Annotated in this window: 15 protein-coding genes, 1 pseudogene and 1 other annotated feature; of the genes and pseudogenes, 7 read left to right on the plus strand and 9 right to left on the minus strand. The window is 41.6% G+C overall.

All coding sequences use genetic code 11. The annotated features are described in order from the left end of the window. Positions 1-22: 22 nt before the first annotated feature. Positions 23-1,462 carry a proline--tRNA ligase gene (gene proS, locus WKT00_RS11230; protein WP_340263695.1) on the minus strand — a complete coding sequence of 480 codons (1,440 nt, stop codon included), beginning with the start codon at positions 1,460-1,462 and terminating at the stop codon, positions 23-25. Positions 1,463-1,571: 109 nt separating this feature from the next. Beyond that, positions 1,572-1,778: a binding site (T-box leader), on the minus strand. A 218-nt stretch (positions 1,779-1,996) separates the two neighbouring features. Here proS and WKT00_RS11235 point away from each other — a divergent pair. After that, positions 1,997-2,704, plus strand: coding sequence for an RluA family pseudouridine synthase (locus WKT00_RS11235; RefSeq protein WP_101696050.1), 708 nt, complete (start codon positions 1,997-1,999; stop codon positions 2,702-2,704). Between the two features lie 65 nt (positions 2,705-2,769). On the opposite strand, the gene spoVG is transcribed toward WKT00_RS11235, so the two are convergent. The 3 genes from spoVG to WKT00_RS11250 are packed head-to-tail and all read right to left on the minus strand — an operon-like array spanning position 2,770 to position 5,469. Then, entirely contained in the window at positions 2,770-3,042 is a 273-nt protein-coding gene (spoVG, locus tag WKT00_RS11240; RefSeq protein WP_101696051.1) for a septation regulator SpoVG, read from the minus strand. A gap of 37 nt (positions 3,043-3,079) precedes the next feature. After that, a complete protein-coding gene (glgD, locus tag WKT00_RS11245; RefSeq protein ID WP_101696052.1) occupies positions 3,080-4,198 on the minus strand; it encodes a glucose-1-phosphate adenylyltransferase subunit GlgD in 1,119 nt (372 codons plus the stop codon). Next, complete coding sequence (locus WKT00_RS11250; protein WP_101696053.1) at positions 4,195-5,469, minus strand: glucose-1-phosphate adenylyltransferase; 1,275 nt, start codon at positions 5,467-5,469, stop codon at positions 4,195-4,197. The genes glgD and WKT00_RS11250 overlap by 4 nt, the downstream gene beginning before the upstream one ends. Positions 5,470-5,704: 235 nt before the next feature. Here WKT00_RS11250 and murC point away from each other — a divergent pair, with 235 nt between their 5' ends. From murC to WKT00_RS11270, 4 genes are all read left to right on the plus strand, one after another. Beyond that, complete coding sequence (gene murC, locus WKT00_RS11255) at positions 5,705-7,084, plus strand: UDP-N-acetylmuramate--L-alanine ligase (RefSeq protein WP_340263699.1); 1,380 nt, start codon at positions 5,705-5,707, stop codon at positions 7,082-7,084. A 134-nt stretch (positions 7,085-7,218) separates the two neighbouring features. After that, a complete protein-coding gene (locus tag WKT00_RS11260) occupies positions 7,219-8,295 on the plus strand; it encodes a DnaD domain protein (protein ID WP_101696055.1) in 1,077 nt (358 codons plus the stop codon). A gap of 15 nt (positions 8,296-8,310) precedes the next feature. Beyond that, the gene (locus tag WKT00_RS11265) at positions 8,311-9,327 is read left to right on the plus strand and encodes an ATP-binding protein (protein WP_340263701.1); all 1,017 of its coding nucleotides are present in this window, start codon (positions 8,311-8,313) and stop codon (positions 9,325-9,327) included. Continuing rightward, on the plus strand, positions 9,311-10,495 hold the full coding sequence (locus WKT00_RS11270; protein WP_101696057.1) for a ribose-phosphate pyrophosphokinase: 1,185 nt from the start codon (positions 9,311-9,313) through the stop codon (positions 10,493-10,495). The genes WKT00_RS11265 and WKT00_RS11270 overlap by 17 nt, the downstream gene beginning before the upstream one ends. Before the next feature lie 118 nt (positions 10,496-10,613). Here WKT00_RS11270 and WKT00_RS11275 read toward each other — a convergent pair whose 3' ends face one another. From WKT00_RS11275 to asnS, 5 genes are all read right to left on the minus strand, one after another. After that, positions 10,614-12,179: an ATP-binding protein gene (locus WKT00_RS11275; RefSeq protein ID WP_340263704.1), complete on the minus strand. Its 1,566-nt coding sequence runs from the start codon at positions 12,177-12,179 to the stop codon at positions 10,614-10,616. A 3-nt stretch (positions 12,180-12,182) separates the two neighbouring features. Then, on the minus strand, positions 12,183-13,238 hold the full coding sequence (locus WKT00_RS11280) for a metallophosphoesterase family protein (RefSeq protein ID WP_101696059.1): 1,056 nt from the start codon (positions 13,236-13,238) through the stop codon (positions 12,183-12,185). Continuing rightward, complete coding sequence (locus WKT00_RS11285; protein ID WP_340263706.1) at positions 13,174-14,379, minus strand: sensor histidine kinase; 1,206 nt, start codon at positions 14,377-14,379, stop codon at positions 13,174-13,176. The genes WKT00_RS11280 and WKT00_RS11285 overlap by 65 nt, the downstream gene beginning before the upstream one ends. Further along, a complete protein-coding gene (gene vanR, locus WKT00_RS11290) occupies positions 14,369-15,058 on the minus strand; it encodes a VanR-ABDEGLN family response regulator transcription factor (protein WP_101696061.1) in 690 nt (229 codons plus the stop codon). The genes WKT00_RS11285 and vanR overlap by 11 nt, the downstream gene beginning before the upstream one ends. 108 nt (positions 15,059-15,166) lie before the next feature. Further along, a complete protein-coding gene (asnS, locus tag WKT00_RS11295) occupies positions 15,167-16,558 on the minus strand; it encodes an asparagine--tRNA ligase (protein ID WP_101696062.1) in 1,392 nt (463 codons plus the stop codon). 227 nt (positions 16,559-16,785) lie between these two features. Between asnS and WKT00_RS11300 the strand changes: the two are divergent. Both WKT00_RS11300 and WKT00_RS11305 read left to right on the plus strand, forming a co-directional pair. Further along, positions 16,786-17,724 (plus strand): annotated as a pseudogene (locus tag WKT00_RS11300) (DDE-type integrase/transposase/recombinase). A gap of 304 nt (positions 17,725-18,028) precedes the next feature. Beyond that, positions 18,029-18,529 carry a QueT transporter family protein gene (locus WKT00_RS11305; protein WP_340263707.1) on the plus strand — a complete coding sequence of 167 codons (501 nt, stop codon included), beginning with the start codon at positions 18,029-18,031 and terminating at the stop codon, positions 18,527-18,529. Positions 18,530-18,544: the final 15 nt, after the last annotated feature.

Below are 18,544 nucleotides of genomic sequence, written 5' to 3' on the forward strand. Positions count from 1 at the left end.
CGTCCCAAATGAATTGCAAAAATTAGTAGGATTTTCCCCAATATGCCATATGTTTTGCAGGTTTTCCACACCAGATACATTTATCTGAAATCATTTCTTCATCCTCGATCAGACATCTGGTTGCTGCTCCTCCTGTTGCATACTTCACTTCGCCTTCACACTCCGGATCTCCACACCAGCATGCTTTTACAAATCCACGATTTGCTTTAAACTTCTCAACCATTTCATCCATCGTCACGGCTGTATCGATATGGCTGTCCAAGAATTCTTTCGCTCTGTCGTACATATCCTGCTGCTCCTGCTCTAAGATTTCACGCAGTTTTGTAGCAATTTCATCCAGAGATACCACAATTTTCTCACGTGTATCACGGCGAACAACAATAACCTGATTGTTCTCAATGTCTTTTGGTCCAATCTCAATACGAGTTGGAATACCAAGAATCTCCTGTTCAGAGAACTTCCATCCCGGACTCTTATCGGAGTCGTCAATCTTCACTCTATATCCAGCTTTTTTCAGCTCATCTAACAATGCATACGCTCTGTCAAGCACGCCCTCTTTATGCTGTGCAATCGGAATAATTTTACATTCAACAGGTGCAACATGCGGTGGCAGAACAAGTCCGTCATCATCACCATGAACCATGATCAATGCTCCGATACTTCTGGTAGACCATCCCCAGGAAGTCTCGTATACACTGTGAGGCTCATTGTTTTTATCAATATACTTGATACCAAATGCATCTGGGAATCCGCTTCCAAAGAAATGGCTTGTTGCAGACTGAAGTGCCTTTCCGTCATGCATCAGCGCCTCTACTGTGTAAGTATCCTGCGCTCCATCAAATTTCTCATGCTCTGCCTTTCTTCCAGACACATATGGAATCGCCATCGTTTCTCTATAGCAATCCTCGTATACATGGAACATCTGAATCGTACGTGCTTCCGCCTCTTCATATGTTGCGTGAATTGTATGTCCTTCCTGCCACAGGAACTCTCTAGAGCGAAGGAACGGTCTTGTAGTCTTCTCCCAACGAAGCACAGAATTCCACTGGTTCCATACCTTCGGAAGATCACGATAAGATTTTACTGTTCTTGCCCACAGATCGCAGAATAACGTCTCTGAAGTCGGACGAATACATAATCTTTCCTGCAGTCTTTCCATACCACCATGTGTTACCCATGCAACTTCCGGCGCAAATCCTTCAATGTGATCAGCTTCTTTTTCAAGCAAGCTTTCCGGAATCAAAAGCGGTAAAGATACATTTTCTACTCCTGTTTCTTTAAAACGTCTGTCAAGGTCCGCCTGAATCAGTTCCCAAATCGCATACCCATTCGGTAAATAATTCAGACATCCTTTTACGCTTGAATAATCACACAACTCTGCCTCGCGCACAACGTCTGTATACCACTGTGCAAAATTTTCATCACGAGGTGTGATATTTTTTACTAATTTTTCCTTTGCCATGTTTCTCTTCTCCTTTTTCTTATTCTGACGAGGCCCTTGCCCCACACTCAAATATATCGGGAAACGTATTATTTTTCACAAAGAAAAAGCCAAGCCTTACGTCCCCGCTAAAAGGGACCGAAAAGCTCGGCGGTACCACCCTAGTTAACTGCAACCCATTCGCAGTTCTCTCATTTGCCATTAACGCTGGCAGACGCTGCACTTTCATGCAGTGGCTCCAAGGCGGGTTCCATGTAGTTCAAAGCAGAGATCTCCCACCATATGATCTCCTCTCTGGGGCTTGCTTTCATGTACTAATCCTCTTCATTGCCAAAAATTCTTGAGTTAACTGTGATTTTAATCTATCATTTTGCATTTGTCAAGGCAGAAATTTCCACACCCAAGCCCTTACTCTGCTTCACCATTTCCTCACATGTACAAAAGTCAGTAATATTACACCTTTATCCACCTTCCTTTCCATTTATATTTGCATATTCAGATACTCTATGTTTAAATGATAAAAACAAACCACTTCAACATTAAGGAGAATCAACAATGAATACCAAACCTCTTAATATTCTATACGAAGATACGCACATTCTGGTGTGCGTCAAATCGCACGGCATTGCAACTCAAAGCAGAAAACTTGGCTCTCCAGATATGGTTTCTCTTCTTAAAAATCATATCGCCCACTCCAACCACAGCAAGGGTGAACCTTATCTGGCAGTCATTCATCGTTTAGATCAACCGGTATCCGGAATTTTGGTCTTTGCAAAAACTCCCTTCGCTGCCAAAGAACTAAACCGCCAGCTTACCTCCCATAGCTTTGGGAAATATTATCGCGCCCTCGTTGATAAAATGCCACCTGCGGAAAGTGGCACCCTTGAAAATTATATGGTCAAAGACCGCAAAACAAATATCTCTCAAATCTGCACTCCCGATACACCTGGTGCAAAACTTGCCCGTCTGCATTACGAAACCGTTCAAAAGGGACAGGGGATTTTTCATTTGGGACGGAGTTTTTTTCATTTGAACACGTCCCCAATTGAGCTTAACATCCACCTCGATACAGGAAGGCATCACCAAATCCGAGTACAGCTAGCAGCTCTTGGCTGTCCTATTCTCGGAGATTCCAAATATAATCCACAACCTGTGGAAAACGGCACCTGGCAAACAACCTGCTTATGTGCCTATCGATTAGATTTTCATCATCCTAAGACCCAAAAGCCCTTACATTTTGAATTAGAACAGGATGATTGTTAGAACGGGACAGGCGCACAACGTAATCGGGGACGGAGTTTTTTTCAAAAAACTCCGTCCCCGATTAATTACTCTTCTACCTCTTCGTTCAGCGCTTCCTCATACTTTTCAAGGATAATATTTTGAATTCTCTCTCTCGTCCCCGAATTAATCGGATGTGCAATATCTCTATATTCCCCATCCAGCGCCTTCTTACTCGGCATTGCAATAAACAGACCTTTTTCTCCTTCAATCACTTTAATATCATGTACTACAAATTCCTCATCCATAGTAATTGAAACTACCGCTTTAAGTTTCCCCTCTTTTGCGACTCTTCTCACACGTACATCTGTAATCTGCATATTCCTTTAGCCCCTTTCTTCCAAGCTGCACTCCTGTTTACAGTGCATACCTCTCGTTCTTTTCCACAACTACTTTTACACCATTTTCTCCAACATGACGCGTATTTGCTCTGATCGTATCACGACTTTCAACAATACAATTTTCAATATAAGTATTGTCTCCCAGATAAACATCGTTCAAAATAATAGAATTTTTGATCACGCAATTATTGCCGACAAACGTCTTTTTAAAGAGAACTGAATTTTCCACTGTTCCATTGATAATACTTCCACTCGCTATCAGGCTGTTCTTAACCACTGCGCCCGGATTATATTTTGCCGGTGGCAAATCACTAACCTTAGAGTAGATCTCTGGCTGCTTTTTGAAAAAATACTCTCTGACTTCCGGTTTTAGGAAATCCATATTTGTCTGGTAATAAGCATCCACTGTCGATATGCTGCTCCAGTAATCCTTTATCTTATAACCGTAAATCTTCTTCACATTTTTGTATCTGATCAGAATATCGGTTACAAAATCATGCCTGTCATCTTCCGCGCACCGTTCAATCAGATCGATCAGCTGGCGTCTTCTAATCACATATATTCCCGTTGATACCGTATTGGATGTTGCCACAAGCGGCTTCTCCTCAAATTCTTCTATTCTCATAGAATCATTCATCTTCACCGTTCCAAACCGGCTTACATCCTCATTTGAATCCATTTCTTTACAAACCACTGTAATATCTGCTTTTTTTGCAATGTGATATTCCAGCACTTTGTTATAATCCATCTTATAAACAGCGTCTCCAGAAGTAATAATCACATAAGGCTCATGGCATCTTTTCAGAAAATCTAGATTTTGATAAATCGCATCTGCAGTTCCTCTGTACCAATAATCATTATCCGCCGTAATTGTCGGCGTAAACACGTACAAACCACCCTGTTTTCTTCCGAAATCCCACCATTTAGAAGAATTCAAATGTTCGTTGAGTGACCGTGCATTATACTGTGTCAGCACGGCAACCTTCTGAATGTGTGAATTAGACATATTGCTAAGCACAAAATCAATTGCTCTGTAGCTTCCCGCCACCGGCATTGCTGCCACCGCACGTCTCTGTGTTAATTCACGCATCTTATTACTGTTTCCACCTGCTAATATAATTCCAACAGCTCTCATACACGTTCACCTGCCTTTATCAATGTCTCTCCACTGTCTAATACGCCATTCGGATAATCTTCTTTGGAAGTCACTCCACTGATCGCTGTATTCTTTCCAATCTGCACTCCGCTTGGCACTACTGAATTTTCCCCAATGGTTACAAGGCCAAAGGAATAAATTGCTGGTTTCAACTTATTTGGCACGTCACTTCCAATTCCCAATGTAACGTTGTCACCAATCTTACATTTCTCTGCAATAATAGACTTGTCTACTACACAGCCTTTTCCAATGGTAACATCCTTCATAATAATAGAATCCCGGACAACCGTTCCTTCTTCAATGGTTACTCCTGAACCAATCACACTGTTATGAACTTCTCCATAAATCTCAGAGCCATTTCCTATAATACTTCTCTCAATCACCGACTGTGAAGATATGTACTGCGGCGGAAGGATTTCGCTGTTTGTATAAATCTTCCAGAATTCTTCATACAGGTTAAACTCCGGAATAATATCAATCAATTCCATATTCGCTTCCCAATATGATCCCAGCGTTCCTACATCCTTCCAATATCCATTATATTCATAGGCAAATAACCGTTGTCCCTTTTCATGGCAATATGGAATAATATGTTTTCCAAAGTCGCACCCCGGCTCATTTTTCAGAGCAAGCAGTGCTTCTTTTAATACCGGCCAGCTGAAAATATAAATTCCCATAGAAGCCAAATTGCTCTTTGGCTGCGGCGGCTTCTCCTGGAACTCTGCAATCCGCCCTTCCTCTTCGGTAACTACAATTCCAAAACGGCTCGCTTCTTCCATTGGCACTGGCATTGCCGCAATCGTAACGTCAGCATCATGCTCTTTATGGAAATCCAGCATAACCTCATAATCCATCTTATAAATGTGATCGCCTGACAAAATTAATACATAATCTGGATTAAACGTCTCCATATACTCCAGATTCTGATAAATAGCATTTGCCGTTCCGGTATACCACTCACTGTTGCTGCTCTTCTCATACGGCGGTAAAATAGTCACGCCTCCGAAATTCCGGTCTAGATCCCACGGAATTCCAATACCTATATGTGCGTTCAGCCGAAGCGGCTGGTACTGGGTCAATACTCCGACCGTATCAATTCCTGAATTTATACAGTTGCTGAGTGGAAAGTCGATAATCCGATATTTACCGCCAAATGCAACCGCTGGTTTTGCGACCTTAGCAGTAAGAACTCCAAGTCTGCTGCCCTGCCCTCCTGCCAACAGCATCGCTATCATTTCCTTTTTTCTCATGTCATCACCCCTCCTCAGTAATATTATAGTTCTGATTATACCATAGTTTTGATTTTCAGAGAACGAATTTTACAAATAAATCGTATTTTTTCTGAACTTTTTATTAAAATATAACAAAAACTTACGGCTTGGTTTTTTTGCCATATATGTTTATAATAATATGGACAGATAGATAGATTTATGACAGTTATTTTAATTAGATTCACGCAATTGAACAGAAAGGTGATTGATCAATATGTATAAAATTAATTTTTCTCAGCCTGTACACGTACACTTCATCGGTATCGGCGGTATCAGCATGAGTGGTCTTGCAGAAATTCTTCTGAAAGAAGGATTTACGATCTCCGGCTCTGACAACAAGGAGTCCGCTCTGACCCAGCATCTAGCTTCACTCGGTGCAACCGTGTTTTACGGGCAGAAAGCATCTAATATGATAGAAGGAATCGATCTGGTTGTATATACTGCCGCCGTTCACGAAGACAATGAAGAATATATGGCAGCTGTACAAAAAGGTCTTCCTATGTTAAGCCGGGCAGAACTTCTCGGACAGCTGATGAATAACTACGATATGCCGATTGCCATTTCCGGAACCCATGGGAAAACGACAACGACATCCATGCTGTCCCACATCCTTCTCGCCGGAGAACTGGATCCAACAATTTCTGTAGGCGGCATTTTAAAAGCTATCGGCGGAAATATTAAAGTCGGAAATTCCGAAATTTTCTTGACAGAAGCCTGCGAATATACCAATAGCTTTCTTCATTTCTTTCCAAAAATCAGTGTGATTCTTAATATTGACGAGGACCACCTGGATTTCTTTAAAGATCTGGAAGATATTCGCAATTCATTCCGCAAATTTGCAGAACTCCTGCCAAAAGACGGTTCACTGATCATCAACGGTGAAATTGACCGTTTAGGCGGCATTACCGATGGTTTAAAATGTAATGTCATTACCTATGGAATGGACAGCTCTTTTGATTACACTGCCGTTAATATCACACACAATCAAACCGGAGCAGCTTCCTTTGACCTGGTAATCGGAGGAATCTTTGCTTCACGGATTTCTTTGTCCGTCAGCGGCGACCACAACGTCTCTAATGCTCTGGCATCCATTGCCGTTGCAGACAAACTTGGAATTCCAATGGAAACAATCCAGACCGGACTCCATGATTTTCACGGAACAAACCGTCGTTTTGAACATAAAGGCGAAGTAAACGGCATTACTATTATTGATGATTATGCACATCATCCAACAGAAATTGCAGCCTCATTAGACGCTGCCCATCACTATCCTCACCAGGAGCTCTGGTGCATCTTCCAGCCCCATACCTACACACGTACCAAGGCGCTGTTTGATGAATTTGTAGAAACGCTCCAAAGGGCCGATCATATTATTCTGGCCGATATTTACGCCGCCAGAGAAACGGATACCCTTGGTGTTTCTTCTCTTGACCTTGCAAATGCACTGAAAGAAAAGGGCTGTGATGCCTATTATTTCTCCAGTTTCGGAGAAATCGAGGACTTCTGTCTCAAGATGTGTCATAAAGGGGACTTGTTGATAACTATGGGCGCGGGAGACGTTGTAAACATTGGCGAAAACCTGTTAAAACGTTAGTTATCCACATTTTCCACAGGTTTTTATCCACAAAAAACCTGATTTTTCAAGCAAAAATTTCTTTTTTCCCTGTCCTTCTGATGCTATAATAACTCTACACTAAACGAGCAAGAGGAAGGACAGGCGTACTGATTATGAAAAAATTAACCCTTACAAATTACGTACAAGGCACTACTACCGTGCTGGAAAATGAATTTATAGACCGTTATATGCCCACGGCAAACGGAGAATATGTAAAGGTGTATCTTCTGATTTTGCGCCATCTTTCCAACGCTTCTGGCACACTTTCCATCTCTGCGATGGCAGATCTGTTAGACTGCACGGAGAAGGATGTGTTAAGAGCACTAAAATACTGGAAAAAAGAAGGACTTCTTGATTATGACGATCCGGATGATACTACACAGCTAACACCGGAAGATCCTGTTTCTGGCACAGCCAATCAGCAGGCCGGCGCATCTGCTATCCAGACCGCTTCGACACCTTCTATGTGCAAAGAATCCGTGCCAAAGGCGTCCTCAGATGAAGTCAACAGCGTTTCTAATATTCAGCAGTATCGTAGCCGCAAAGAGCGGAAAGAATTTAAAGAGCTGCTCTTTGTTGCAGAACAATACTTGGGAAAAACTTTATCTTCTGTTGACATCGATATGATTACATACTTTTTTGATTCTCTCCATATGTCCGCAGAGTTGATTGAATATTTGATTGAATACTGTGTGGAAAACGGGCACAAGAGCATGCGATACATCCAAAAAGTCGCACTTTCCTGGAGCGAACAGAATATTACCACTGTAGAAGCCGCAAAATCCAGTTCTCTTCAGTATAATAAAAATTGTTATTCCATTTTAAATGCATACGGAATTAAGGGACGAGCCCCTGCCTCTTCTGAAATTGCTTATATTCGTAAATGGAATGAAGAATATGGTTTTACACTGGACATTATTTTAGAGGCATGTGACCGCACTATGAACGCGATCCATCAGCCAAGCTTTGAATATACCGATCGAATTTTAGAAAACTGGCATGAAAAAAAAGTACGTGCATTTAAGGATATTTCTGCACTGGACGCCCATTATCTAAAAGAAAAGGAACAGAAAAAGAAACAAAAGCAGACTGCTTGCTCTTCTCCTGCTCCAAAAACAAATAAATTCAACAATTTCGACAACCGTTCCTATAATATGGATGATTTGGAACGCAGACTTGTTCAGCAATAAAGGAGAGTTTGATCCATGGCATTATCGAATTCACAGTACGAACAAATTATGCGTACTTATGAACAACGACAATTGGATAACGAATACCAGCTTCGGGAACGCTATAAACGCGCTTATTCTCTGATTCCGGAACTGGAAGAGCTGGATCACGCCATCTCTTCTCTAAGCCTTGAGAAGGCAAGGAAACTTTTAGATGGTGACGAGACCGCTCTTCTTTCTTTAAAGCAGGACCTTACCTCTCTTACTTTACAAAAACAACGGCTATTAGAATCTCACGGATTGCCTTCTGACTATCTGGAACTTCATTACACTTGTCCAGACTGTCAAGATACGGGCTATCAGGGCACCCAGAAATGCCACTGCCTGAAAAAAGCAATCGTAGATCTTCTCTATACACAATCGAATCTGCATGAAATTCTGGAAAAGGAAAACTTCCATACCTGTTGCCTGGATTTTTATTCCAGCAACCATATCGACCCGCTGACCGGGCGATCTTCATTAGAATCCATGCAGACAGCTCTGAAAACCTGCCATGATTTTGCAGCTCATTTTTCAGAGAACTTTCAAAATATTCTGCTCTATGGAGACACAGGAGTTGGAAAAACATTCCTCTCGCACTGCATTGCCAAAGAGCTAATTGACCAGGCTTATTCCGTCATTTACTTTTCTGCAGCGCAGTTGTTTGATCTTTTTGCCCGCCATACTTTTGGGCGAAAAGAAGAACAAGACCAGGAAGAGCCCGAATATATTTATAACTGTGATCTGCTGATCATTGATGATTTGGGAACGGAACTTTCCAATTCCTTTACTACATCACAGTTATTTGTTTGTCTAAACGAACGCATCCTGCGTCAGAAATCCACTGTTATCTCTACCAATCTAGCATTGGAAGATATAAAATCTATTTACTCGGAGCGGATCTTTTCACGAATCAGCAGTAATTATACTATGCTGCGGTTGACTGGAGACGACATCCGTATCCAAAAAAAATTATTAAACCTGGGAGGTACAAAAGATGCTACGTCGTACTGATCGTACTCTTGACAACATACCGGTTGGTGCTCTGGGGATCATCGCACTGGACGGTTGCAACGAAATGGGTAATAAAGTAAATGATTACCTAGTGCAATGGCGCAAAGAAGACAATCACGCCCCCAAAAATGATATCGTGTTCAATGGTTACGAAAAGGATACTTATCTGATTGATGCCAAAGTTCCACGTTTTGGTTCCGGAGAAGCAAAAGGTATCATCAACGAATCTGTTCGCGGTAAAGATCTCTATCTTATGGTGGACGTATGTAACTACAGCTTGACCTATTCTTTGACCGGTCATGTAAACCACATGTCACCAGATGACCATTTTCAGAATTTAAAGCGAGTGATTGCTGCTGTTGGCGGAAAAGGACGCCGCATCAACGTCATTATGCCATTTTTATACGAAAGCCGTCAGCACAAAAGAAGCGGACGCGAGTCTTTAGACTGCGCACTCGCTCTTCAGGAGCTTGTTCGCATGGGTGTTGACAACATCATTACATTTGATGCACACGACCCACGAGTTCAAAATGCAATTCCTTTAAACGGCTTTGAAACAGTTCGTCCTACTTATCAGTTTGTGAAAGGACTGCTCCGTCATTACAAAGATCTGAAGATCGACAGCGAACATATGATGGCAATCAGCCCGGATGAGGGTGCTACCGGACGTGCAATTTACCTTGCCAACGTTCTAAACCTTGATATGGGTATGTTCTATAAGCGTCGTGACTACACCAAAATCGTGAATGGACGCAACCCTATCGTTGCACACGAATTCCTTGGCTCTTCTGTAGAAGGAAAAGATGTAATTATCCTGGATGATATGATTTCCTCCGGAGACAGTATTTTAGATGTTGCACGCCAGCTGAAACAGCGCAAAGCAAAACGTATTTTTGCTGCTGCAACTTTCGGACTCTTCACCAACGGACTTGAGAAGTTTGATCAGGCATACGAGGAAGGACTCATTGACGCAATCCTCACCACCAACCTGATCTATCAGACACCAGAGCTTCTGGAGCGTCCTTACTATATCAACTGTGACATGAGTAAGTACATCGCTCTGATGATTGATACGCTGAACCACGATGGTTCCATCAGCAGTATTTTAAATCCAAGCGAACGTATTCAGGCGGTCATCGAAAAATACAACCGAGGCGAAGAGATTTAATATCGATCTTTAATTTCTCTTTATTAAAACAAAATATCCCGGAAGAAAGATTTCTGCAGTCTTTTCAAACAAGCACAAATCCCTTTCTTCCGGGATTCTTATTATTCTTTTTCATCTTTTATACAATAACCTTGTGGAACGCAATTCCCCTCTCCAACAGGACCTGTTCTTCTCGCTTCTGACAGGTAAAAATCAAAACCTGTTTCCTGTTCTTTACCAACCACTGAAGGGTTCTCTCCAAACGCTCATCATCATAATTCACGAATGTATCATCTAAAATAACCGGCATCTCCTCCTCTAAAAGCATCTCTCCAGCTGCCATCCGAAGCGCAAAATATGCCTGTTCCAAAGTTCCTCTGCTAACTCGCTCAACCGGCACTCTCTTTCCTTTCGACAATAGTACCAGATGCAAATGATCTTCTGCTAAAAGACGATCATAATGTCCATTTGTAATTTCCTGAATGATCTGCGATGCCCGCTGATTCAATCTAGCTTCCAACTGTTCCTGCATTGTCTGAGACAAAGCTTTTAATCTCTCCTGAGCAAGCACGAATGCTTCCCGCTTCCTGTCCCACTCTTGAAATTCTCCGCTGATTTCATCCAGTTCTGCCAACTGCTCCTGAAGATTGTCATACTGAATTCTTTTTTCTTTTAAGTCGGCATCAATTCGTTCAATTCCCCATGCCAATTTTTTCAGCGGTATTTTTTCTTCTTCTGGCGTAATCTCTTCTAAAATCAACTCAGGTTCCGTTTTTTCTTGTTTTTTCCCCACCTTCATCCGATTCCAAATATATAATCCACAAGCAAGGAATATGACAATCGCAACCAGATAGTTCCAGGGACGGGGAATCAAGGCAAAAGAACCAATTACCAGCACAATAAACAAAATAATTTCCAGAGGATGAACCCTCCATTTATCTGCCCGTAGCTCTTCCACTACACTATGTCCATTCTGACTGCTGTTTTGCTCTTTTTCTCGCTCCTGTTCCTTCTTTTCCCGATAATGCAGTTCCTCATCCAGATGTTCCCGTTCCATCTCCAAACGATGAACATCCCTCCACACATAAGAAGACTCCTGTTCAATCCTCTCCCTTTTTTCCTGTCGTTTTTCCATTTCCTGACGAATCTGCTGATCTAAGCTTTTTTGTTTCTCTCGCAGATAATTAAGGGCTGCTTCCAGATTAATTTCTTCTGCTCCCGACTGATAGTAGTTCATTGCATAATTACGAAACTCCGCATCCAGCGACTGTCCCGTCTCAACTTTCATCTGCCCGATAGAAACCGTATTGTCAAACCCAGAGGAACTCAATCCTCCCAGCAGCATATCCAAATCCCCTTCTTCCACAGACAGCTGCTCTCCATCCGTCTCACACACTAAATCCGCCTTTTTCGTATGGCGGTCAAAATTTCGCTCTATCCGGAAAATTTTTCCGCCACTCTCCAAACGAAGTGCCCCCGAATAATAAGCCGCATTGTCCCATGGTTCATACATCATGTAAGTATCATTCACAGATGCTCGGCCACGCCCTCTCTCTATTCCATAAAACATCCCCCTGATAAAAGAATGCAGAGTCGTTTTTCCCGACTCATTCTTCCCATATAGAATGTTGATTCCCTCTTTTAATTCAATCTCTCGTCCTTGGAATTTGCCGAAATTTTTCAGCAAAAGGTTGCAGATTTTCATACTCTATCCTCTTCTCGTCTCTACCAAAGCCTCTACTCCTGCACACAAGGCCTGATATTCAATGCTGTCTTCTTCGCTATCCTTCAAACTTTGAATAAACCGGCCAAGCAGGTTCTCGCCATTTTGTTTCATCAATTTCTCATAATCATAAGCCGGACGGGTCTCATCTTTCAGTTCTACAATATTACCATACGGATCCATCGCGCTCAAATCATACAGCGTCTCTGGACTTCTCTGCCCTGTAATCCGAATCTTATAGAGATTCCTACATCCACATCCGGCAATCGCTTCTTCAATTTTTCCACGCAGTTCATATCCGGTCGTCTCTTTATCCACCACAATCTCCATAGAAATGTACTCTCGCAAAGCAGATTTGACAAATTCAAACTGGCATCCCTGTTCCGTTAATTCCCCTTTGATATAACCGTGTTCCCCCATATCATTCTTGTCTATGGGCTCCAGCGCTCCTGCATATGCCATAGGATAAGGTTCAAATATTTGTGGCTTATGAATGTGCCCAAGTGCAACATAGTCATATCCAAGAGAAACCATATCATTTTTTTTGATCGGAATATGCTTCTCATCACCACCATGTGCCAACAAAATCTCATATTTCTGGCAATGTTTTGCATAAATCCCCTGATATTTTTCCTCTGCAATTTCTCTGCTATAATAACTGCAGCCATAAACAGCCAACTCAAGTTCCGGCAGTTCTACACAGGAAATTTCTTCACTCAAAATCATATGTACATTCGGCGCCCAGGCAAATGTATGGTAATAAGAATCCTTTTTCAGATAATCATGGTTTCCGGCAATCAGTATTACCTGCGTCTCTTCCATCGACGCAAATAAATAATTAACCTCTTTTAATTCTCTCAAAAGTGGCTGCCGGTGGAACAAATCCCCTGCCACCAACAGAACGTCCACCTTTTCTCCCCGGCAAACTTTCGTCACTCGTTCAAGCGACTCCCACATTTCTCGTCCGCGCGTGTCCTTACCTGCGCTTCCTGCGTCCGGATTTGCCCCCAAATGTATATCTGCGATGTGTATAAATTTCATCTGTTACTCCCTCTTCGTCAGCCTTTCCTGGCAATGTTACAATAAACTGTGTAGAAATATCATCACTTTTCGCGCGAATCATGCCGCCGTGCAACTCTACAATTTCTTTTGCAATCGCAAGACCTAATCCCGCTCCTCCGGTTCCGCTGGATCTGGAACCATCTACACGATAGAATTTTTCAAATATTGTCTGAAGCATTGCTCCTGGAATTTTATCTCCCTGATTGCTGAATATAATCTCAATATCCTGATTTTTCATCTGGGCTTCAATCCGAATTTTCGTATGTGGATAACAATATGCAATTGCGTTTCTTAAAATATTATCAAAAACTCTCGCCAACTTATCTGGATCTCCGTAAATCATCAAATTTTCTTCTACATTCACCTCACAAGTCAGCTGCTTTTCCTGAAGCACTCCATAAAGCTCATCTGCCAGCTGCTCCAGCATCAAAGAAAGATTGATTTCAACCGGTTCCAATTCAATATTCTGTAGATTATAGCGGGTAATATCAAAAAACTCGTTAATCAATTCCCCCAGACGAATCGATTTTTCCATTGCAATTCGGATATATTTTTCCCGCTGCTCCTGCGGCATATCCGGATGGCTGTCCAACATACTCAGATACGCAACAATGGACGTCAGCGGTGTTTTCAAATCGTGTGCCAGAAAGAGTACCAAGTCATTTTTCTTCTTCTCTCCCTCTTCCGCTTCCAGTTCTTGACGCTTCAGTGTCGCTTTGATCTCATTTAAGCGGATTTCAATCGGTTTTAATTCCGTAATCAAATGAATCGGCTCTGTAGAATCCGAAACAATATTCTCAATACCATCCCCGATCTGATCCAAATACTTTGTCATCTTGGAGAGCGCGACGTAGAAAAACAGCGCAAAAAGAAGCAAAAAGCCAACAACCATAAAAAAGGCTTTATTGTCTCCCAGCCATCTCCAATATAAATCAATTGCCGTTTGCTCATCTACCTGAAAAGACATTAGGACTTTTACAAAAATTTTCCCAAAACTATCATTGTAAATTCCATCAATGACATAATTCAGCAGAAAACCTCCGACCAGCACCGTTACGGCTGTAACAAACACTGTCTGCAAAAGAATACTGAATTTCAATTTGCGATAATTATTCTTCAACCTTATACCCAACTCCCCACACTGTCTTAATGAAATCAGATTTCCCGGTTGGGCCGCTCATTTTCTCACGAAGATGACGGATGTGCACCATAACCGTGTTGTTGCTGTTCTTATAATACTTTTCGTTCCAGACTTTTTCAAACAACTCTTCTGAACTGATCACTTTACCGCGATTTTCACAAAGAAGCCAAAGAATATCAAACTCTATCGGAGTCAGGGTAAGTGGAACTTCATTATATACGCACTCATGGGATGTCCGATTCAATACTAGACCTCCAAAATCAATTACGTCACCCTCATCCTTGGTTCCTTCATTATATTGTGTGTATCGGCGAATTTGAGCCTTTACTCTTGCAACCAATTCCAACGGATTAAAAGGCTTCGGTATATAGTCGTCTGCTCCTAATGTCAGTCCTGTAATTTTGTCCATATATTCCGTCTTCGCTGTCAACATAATCACAGGAAACGTATAACGCTCCCGAATTTGTTTCAAAATCTGAAAACCATCAATGTCCGGAAGCATAATGTCCAGAATCGCAAGGTCAATCTTCATTGTCCGAATACAATTTAGCGCATCCTGTCCATTGTAAAACTTGTATACATTATACTGATCATTCTGCAAATACAACTCAATAATGTCAGCAATCTCTCTTTCATCGTCCACAACTAAAATGTTCATAATTTGTCCTCCTATTCATCGGGGACGGAGTTTTTTTCAAAAAACTCCGTCCCCGATGAAAATATCCCTGTCCCTTTTGGCAATTAAAATTATCCCCATTTACCACATTTACAGGTCACAATTATTCACAGTTCTTGGGAACGGAATCACATCACGGATGTTGCCCATTCCTGTCAAATACATAATACATCTCTCAAATCCCAGACCAAATCCGGAATGTCTCGTTGAACCATACTTTCTTAAATCCAAATAGAACTTATAATCTTCCTCAGCAAGTCCCATTTCTTTCATTCTCACAAGCAGCTTCTCATAATCATCCTCTCTTTGGCTTCCTCCGATGATTTCTCCAATTCCCGGAACCAGACAGTCAACTGCTGCCACTGTCTTTCCATCCTCATTCTGCTTCATATAGAATGCCTTGATGTCCTTCGGATAATCTGTAACAAAAACCGGACGTTTAAACACTTCCTCTGTCAGATAGCGCTCATGCTCCGTCTGAAGATCTGTTCCCCAGGATACCTTGTACTCAAATTTGTCATTGTTCTTCTCCAAAAGCTCTACCGCCTCTGTGTAAGTAACTCTTGCAAATTCAGAAGACACCACATTATGAAGACGATCTAAAAGTCCCTTATCCACAAATGAATTAAAGAAATTCATTTCCTCTGGTGCATTTTCCAACACATAATTAATCACATATTTCAGCATTGCTTCTGCCAGCATCATATTATCATCCAAATCTGCAAATGCCATCTCTGGCTCAATCATCCAAAATTCTGCTGCATGACGGGTCGTATTGGAATTCTCTGCCCGGAATGTAGGACCAAATGTATAAATATTACGAAATGCCTGAGCATACGCTTCTCCATTTAACTGACCGCTTACAGTAAGGCTCGTCTCTTTTCCAAAGAAATCTTTGCTATAATCCACCTTTCCCTCATCCGTCTTTGGCAGATTTTCCATATCTAATGTCGTTACCCGGAACATCTCACCTGCACCTTCGCAATCACTTCCTGTGATCAGCGGCGTGTGCACATATACAAATCCTCTCTCCTGGAAAAATTTGTGAATCGCATAAGCTGTCAGGGAACGGATGCGGAACACTGCCTGGAAGGTATTGGTTCTCGGTCTTAAGTGAGAAATTGTTCTGAGATACTCAAAACTATGGCGTTTCTTTTGAAGCGGATAGTCCGGAGCAGACGCACCTTCCACCTCTACCGTATCTGCCTGAATCTCAAATGGCTGTTTTGCCTGCGGTGTCGCCACCAGCGTTCCTGTTACGATAACTGCAGCTCCTACATTTAACTTGGAAATTTCCTCAAAATTATCCATGGTATCATGGTACACAATCTGCAGTGGCTCAAAAAATGTACCGTCATTCAATACAATAAATCCAAATGCTTTTGAATCACGAATACTGCGCACCCATCCCCCCACAGTAATTTTCTGATCCAAATACTGATCTTTGTTCTTATATAATTCTCTGATTGCAATTAAATCCATATCTATCTACTCCTTTTTCTAATCGCTTACGTCTCACGGACAGTTTGAAAGTATTATAACATATCCAAAAAATTTTTGAAAGGGGCGAAGCGAAATCCCCGCCGTCACTAATGTAGAGTTACAATTGATGTGACACCCTGCCTCTATACAAAAACGGTTGAGTCCTATAAAATTCTAATCGCCAAACCAAAAATCTATATAAAGGATCATCAGCCGTCACGAATACAATAACATACTCTCAACGATATTTTCCACATGAACTTAATACAAAATTTTATGCAGTTAAACTTTATCGTACCGGTGTAGGCGTTTCTTTCGTTTGTCGCCGCTACCATATTTCCAAATCTTCCTTGTTACGTTGGAATAAAAAGTTCGATGGAACAAAGGAATCGTTAATGGATAAATCACATAAACCTCATAGCCAGCACCCTAATGCACACACACAAGAAGAACTTAAATGGATTCAGGATTACCACAGACGAAATCCAAATATCTCCGTTTGCGAACTTTATGGTAAGCTCCGCACACATTAAGGTTACTCAAGACATCCCGGCTCATTGTATAGAGTGTACAGGAGACTTGGGTATTCTAATGCTGCGCCATCCACCAAAAATAAACACAAGCCAAAACCTTACGATACTCCAACTAAATTAGGTATCAAATGGCAGATGGATGTAAAATATGTTCCATCTTCCTGTTATTCAGGCTTAATTCCACAGAAGTTCTATCAATACACTGTAATCGATGAAGCTTCCAGGGAACGTTTTATCTTCCCTTATATGGAGCAAAGCAGCTATTCAACAGTTGACTTTCTCAAAAGAGCAATTGTCTACTTTGGATATAAGCCTCAAATCCTTCAAACCGATAACGGTGCTGAGTTTACACATCTTTCCAAAACAGACAGAACCCATCCCCTTGATATCCTGTGTAAGAAACTTGGCATTGAGCATAAACGAATACGCCCACGCACTTCAAGACACAATGGGAAAGTAGAGCGTAGTCACCGAAATGATCAAGAACGATTTTACAATCATATGTCCTTCTATGATTACAACGATCTTCTAATTCAAATGAAACGTTACCTAAATCGTTCCAACAACATCCCTATGCAAGTATTAGGTTGGAAATCTCCATTGGAGATGCGCCTCTTACTTGAGGCGGAATAAGAATTTGGCAGGAGCAACACTTGCTCCTTCATTAAAATTTATAGTACCATACCAGTTCTTTTATTTTTTAAAAATTGGTGTCACATCATTGACTAATATACACGAAGCGAAATCCCCGCCGTCACTAATCTAGTGCAAAGACCTTCTCTTACCTTGCTTTTATTGGCTTTTCATGCTATACTAACTCACGTTGCAGAGCCCGCAAAAACAAGGTCTTAATGGGCTCACCGCCGATTCCCGGCGTAAAATGAATCGAGTGTTCGCGACCTTCCACTCGTAAAACAAAACTAAAGGAGAACAAAATATGAAAAATCAAAAAGTAACATTCATGACACAGGCAGCCATGATCGCTGCTATCTACGTGGTGCTAACTTTCGTATTCGCACCATTTTCTTTCGGAGAAGTACAAATTCGAATTTCAGAAGCACTTACCATACTTCCCCTATTTACACCAGCGGCTATTCCCGGGTTATTCACAGGATGCCTAATCGGAAACATCCTAGGCGGCGCCATTCTCCCAGATATTATATTTGGCAGTCTTGCAACTTTGATTGGCGCATTTTTCACGTATCAGCTGCGCAGTAAAAATCCATTTCTTGGACCACTGCCACCAATCATCGCCAACGTTTTCGTTGTTCCATTCGTACTTCGCTACGGCTATGGCGTTGCACTGCCAATTCCTTTTATGATGTTGACAGTGGGAATAGGTGAAATTATTTCCTGTGGATTATTGGGATTAATCATTTATTATGCTTTAAAAAAATATAAAAATGTACTTTTTCGTCCAATTAGGGACAGGGTATAATAACATTTGGGACGG

Origin of the sequence: Dorea sp. ICN-14282, from assembly GCF_037890115.1 — a bacterium.
Classification (GTDB): Bacteria; Bacillota; Clostridia; order Lachnospirales; family Lachnospiraceae; genus Dorea_B; species Dorea_B phocaeensis.

Coding starts and splice junctions, on each gene's coding strand:
- WKT00_RS11275 (WP_340263704.1), bottom strand. CDS start 12,179: ATGAAAATCTGCAACCTTTTGCTGAAAAATTTCGGCAAATTCCAAGGA.
- WKT00_RS11260 (WP_101696055.1), top strand. CDS start 7,219: ATGAAAAAATTAACCCTTACAAATTACGTACAAGGCACTACTACCGTG.
- WKT00_RS11235 (WP_101696050.1), top strand. CDS start 1,997: ATGAATACCAAACCTCTTAATATTCTATACGAAGATACGCACATTCTG.
- vanR (WP_101696061.1), bottom strand. CDS start 15,058: ATGAACATTTTAGTTGTGGACGATGAAAGAGAGATTGCTGACATTATT.
- WKT00_RS11305 (WP_340263707.1), top strand. CDS start 18,029: ATGAAAAATCAAAAAGTAACATTCATGACACAGGCAGCCATGATCGCT.
- proS (WP_340263695.1), bottom strand. CDS start 1,462: ATGGCAAAGGAAAAATTAGTAAAAAATATCACACCTCGTGATGAAAAT.
- WKT00_RS11270 (WP_101696057.1), top strand. CDS start 9,311: ATGCTACGTCGTACTGATCGTACTCTTGACAACATACCGGTTGGTGCT.
- WKT00_RS11250 (WP_101696053.1), bottom strand. CDS start 5,469: ATGAGAAAAAAGGAAATGATAGCGATGCTGTTGGCAGGAGGGCAGGGC.
- WKT00_RS11280 (WP_101696059.1), bottom strand. CDS start 13,238: ATGAAATTTATACACATCGCAGATATACATTTGGGGGCAAATCCGGAC.
- murC (WP_340263699.1), top strand. CDS start 5,705: ATGTATAAAATTAATTTTTCTCAGCCTGTACACGTACACTTCATCGGT.
- WKT00_RS11265 (WP_340263701.1), top strand. CDS start 8,311: ATGGCATTATCGAATTCACAGTACGAACAAATTATGCGTACTTATGAA.
- glgD (WP_101696052.1), bottom strand. CDS start 4,198: ATGAGAGCTGTTGGAATTATATTAGCAGGTGGAAACAGTAATAAGATG.
- spoVG (WP_101696051.1), bottom strand. CDS start 3,042: ATGCAGATTACAGATGTACGTGTGAGAAGAGTCGCAAAAGAGGGGAAA.
- asnS (WP_101696062.1), bottom strand. CDS start 16,558: ATGGATTTAATTGCAATCAGAGAATTATATAAGAACAAAGATCAGTAT.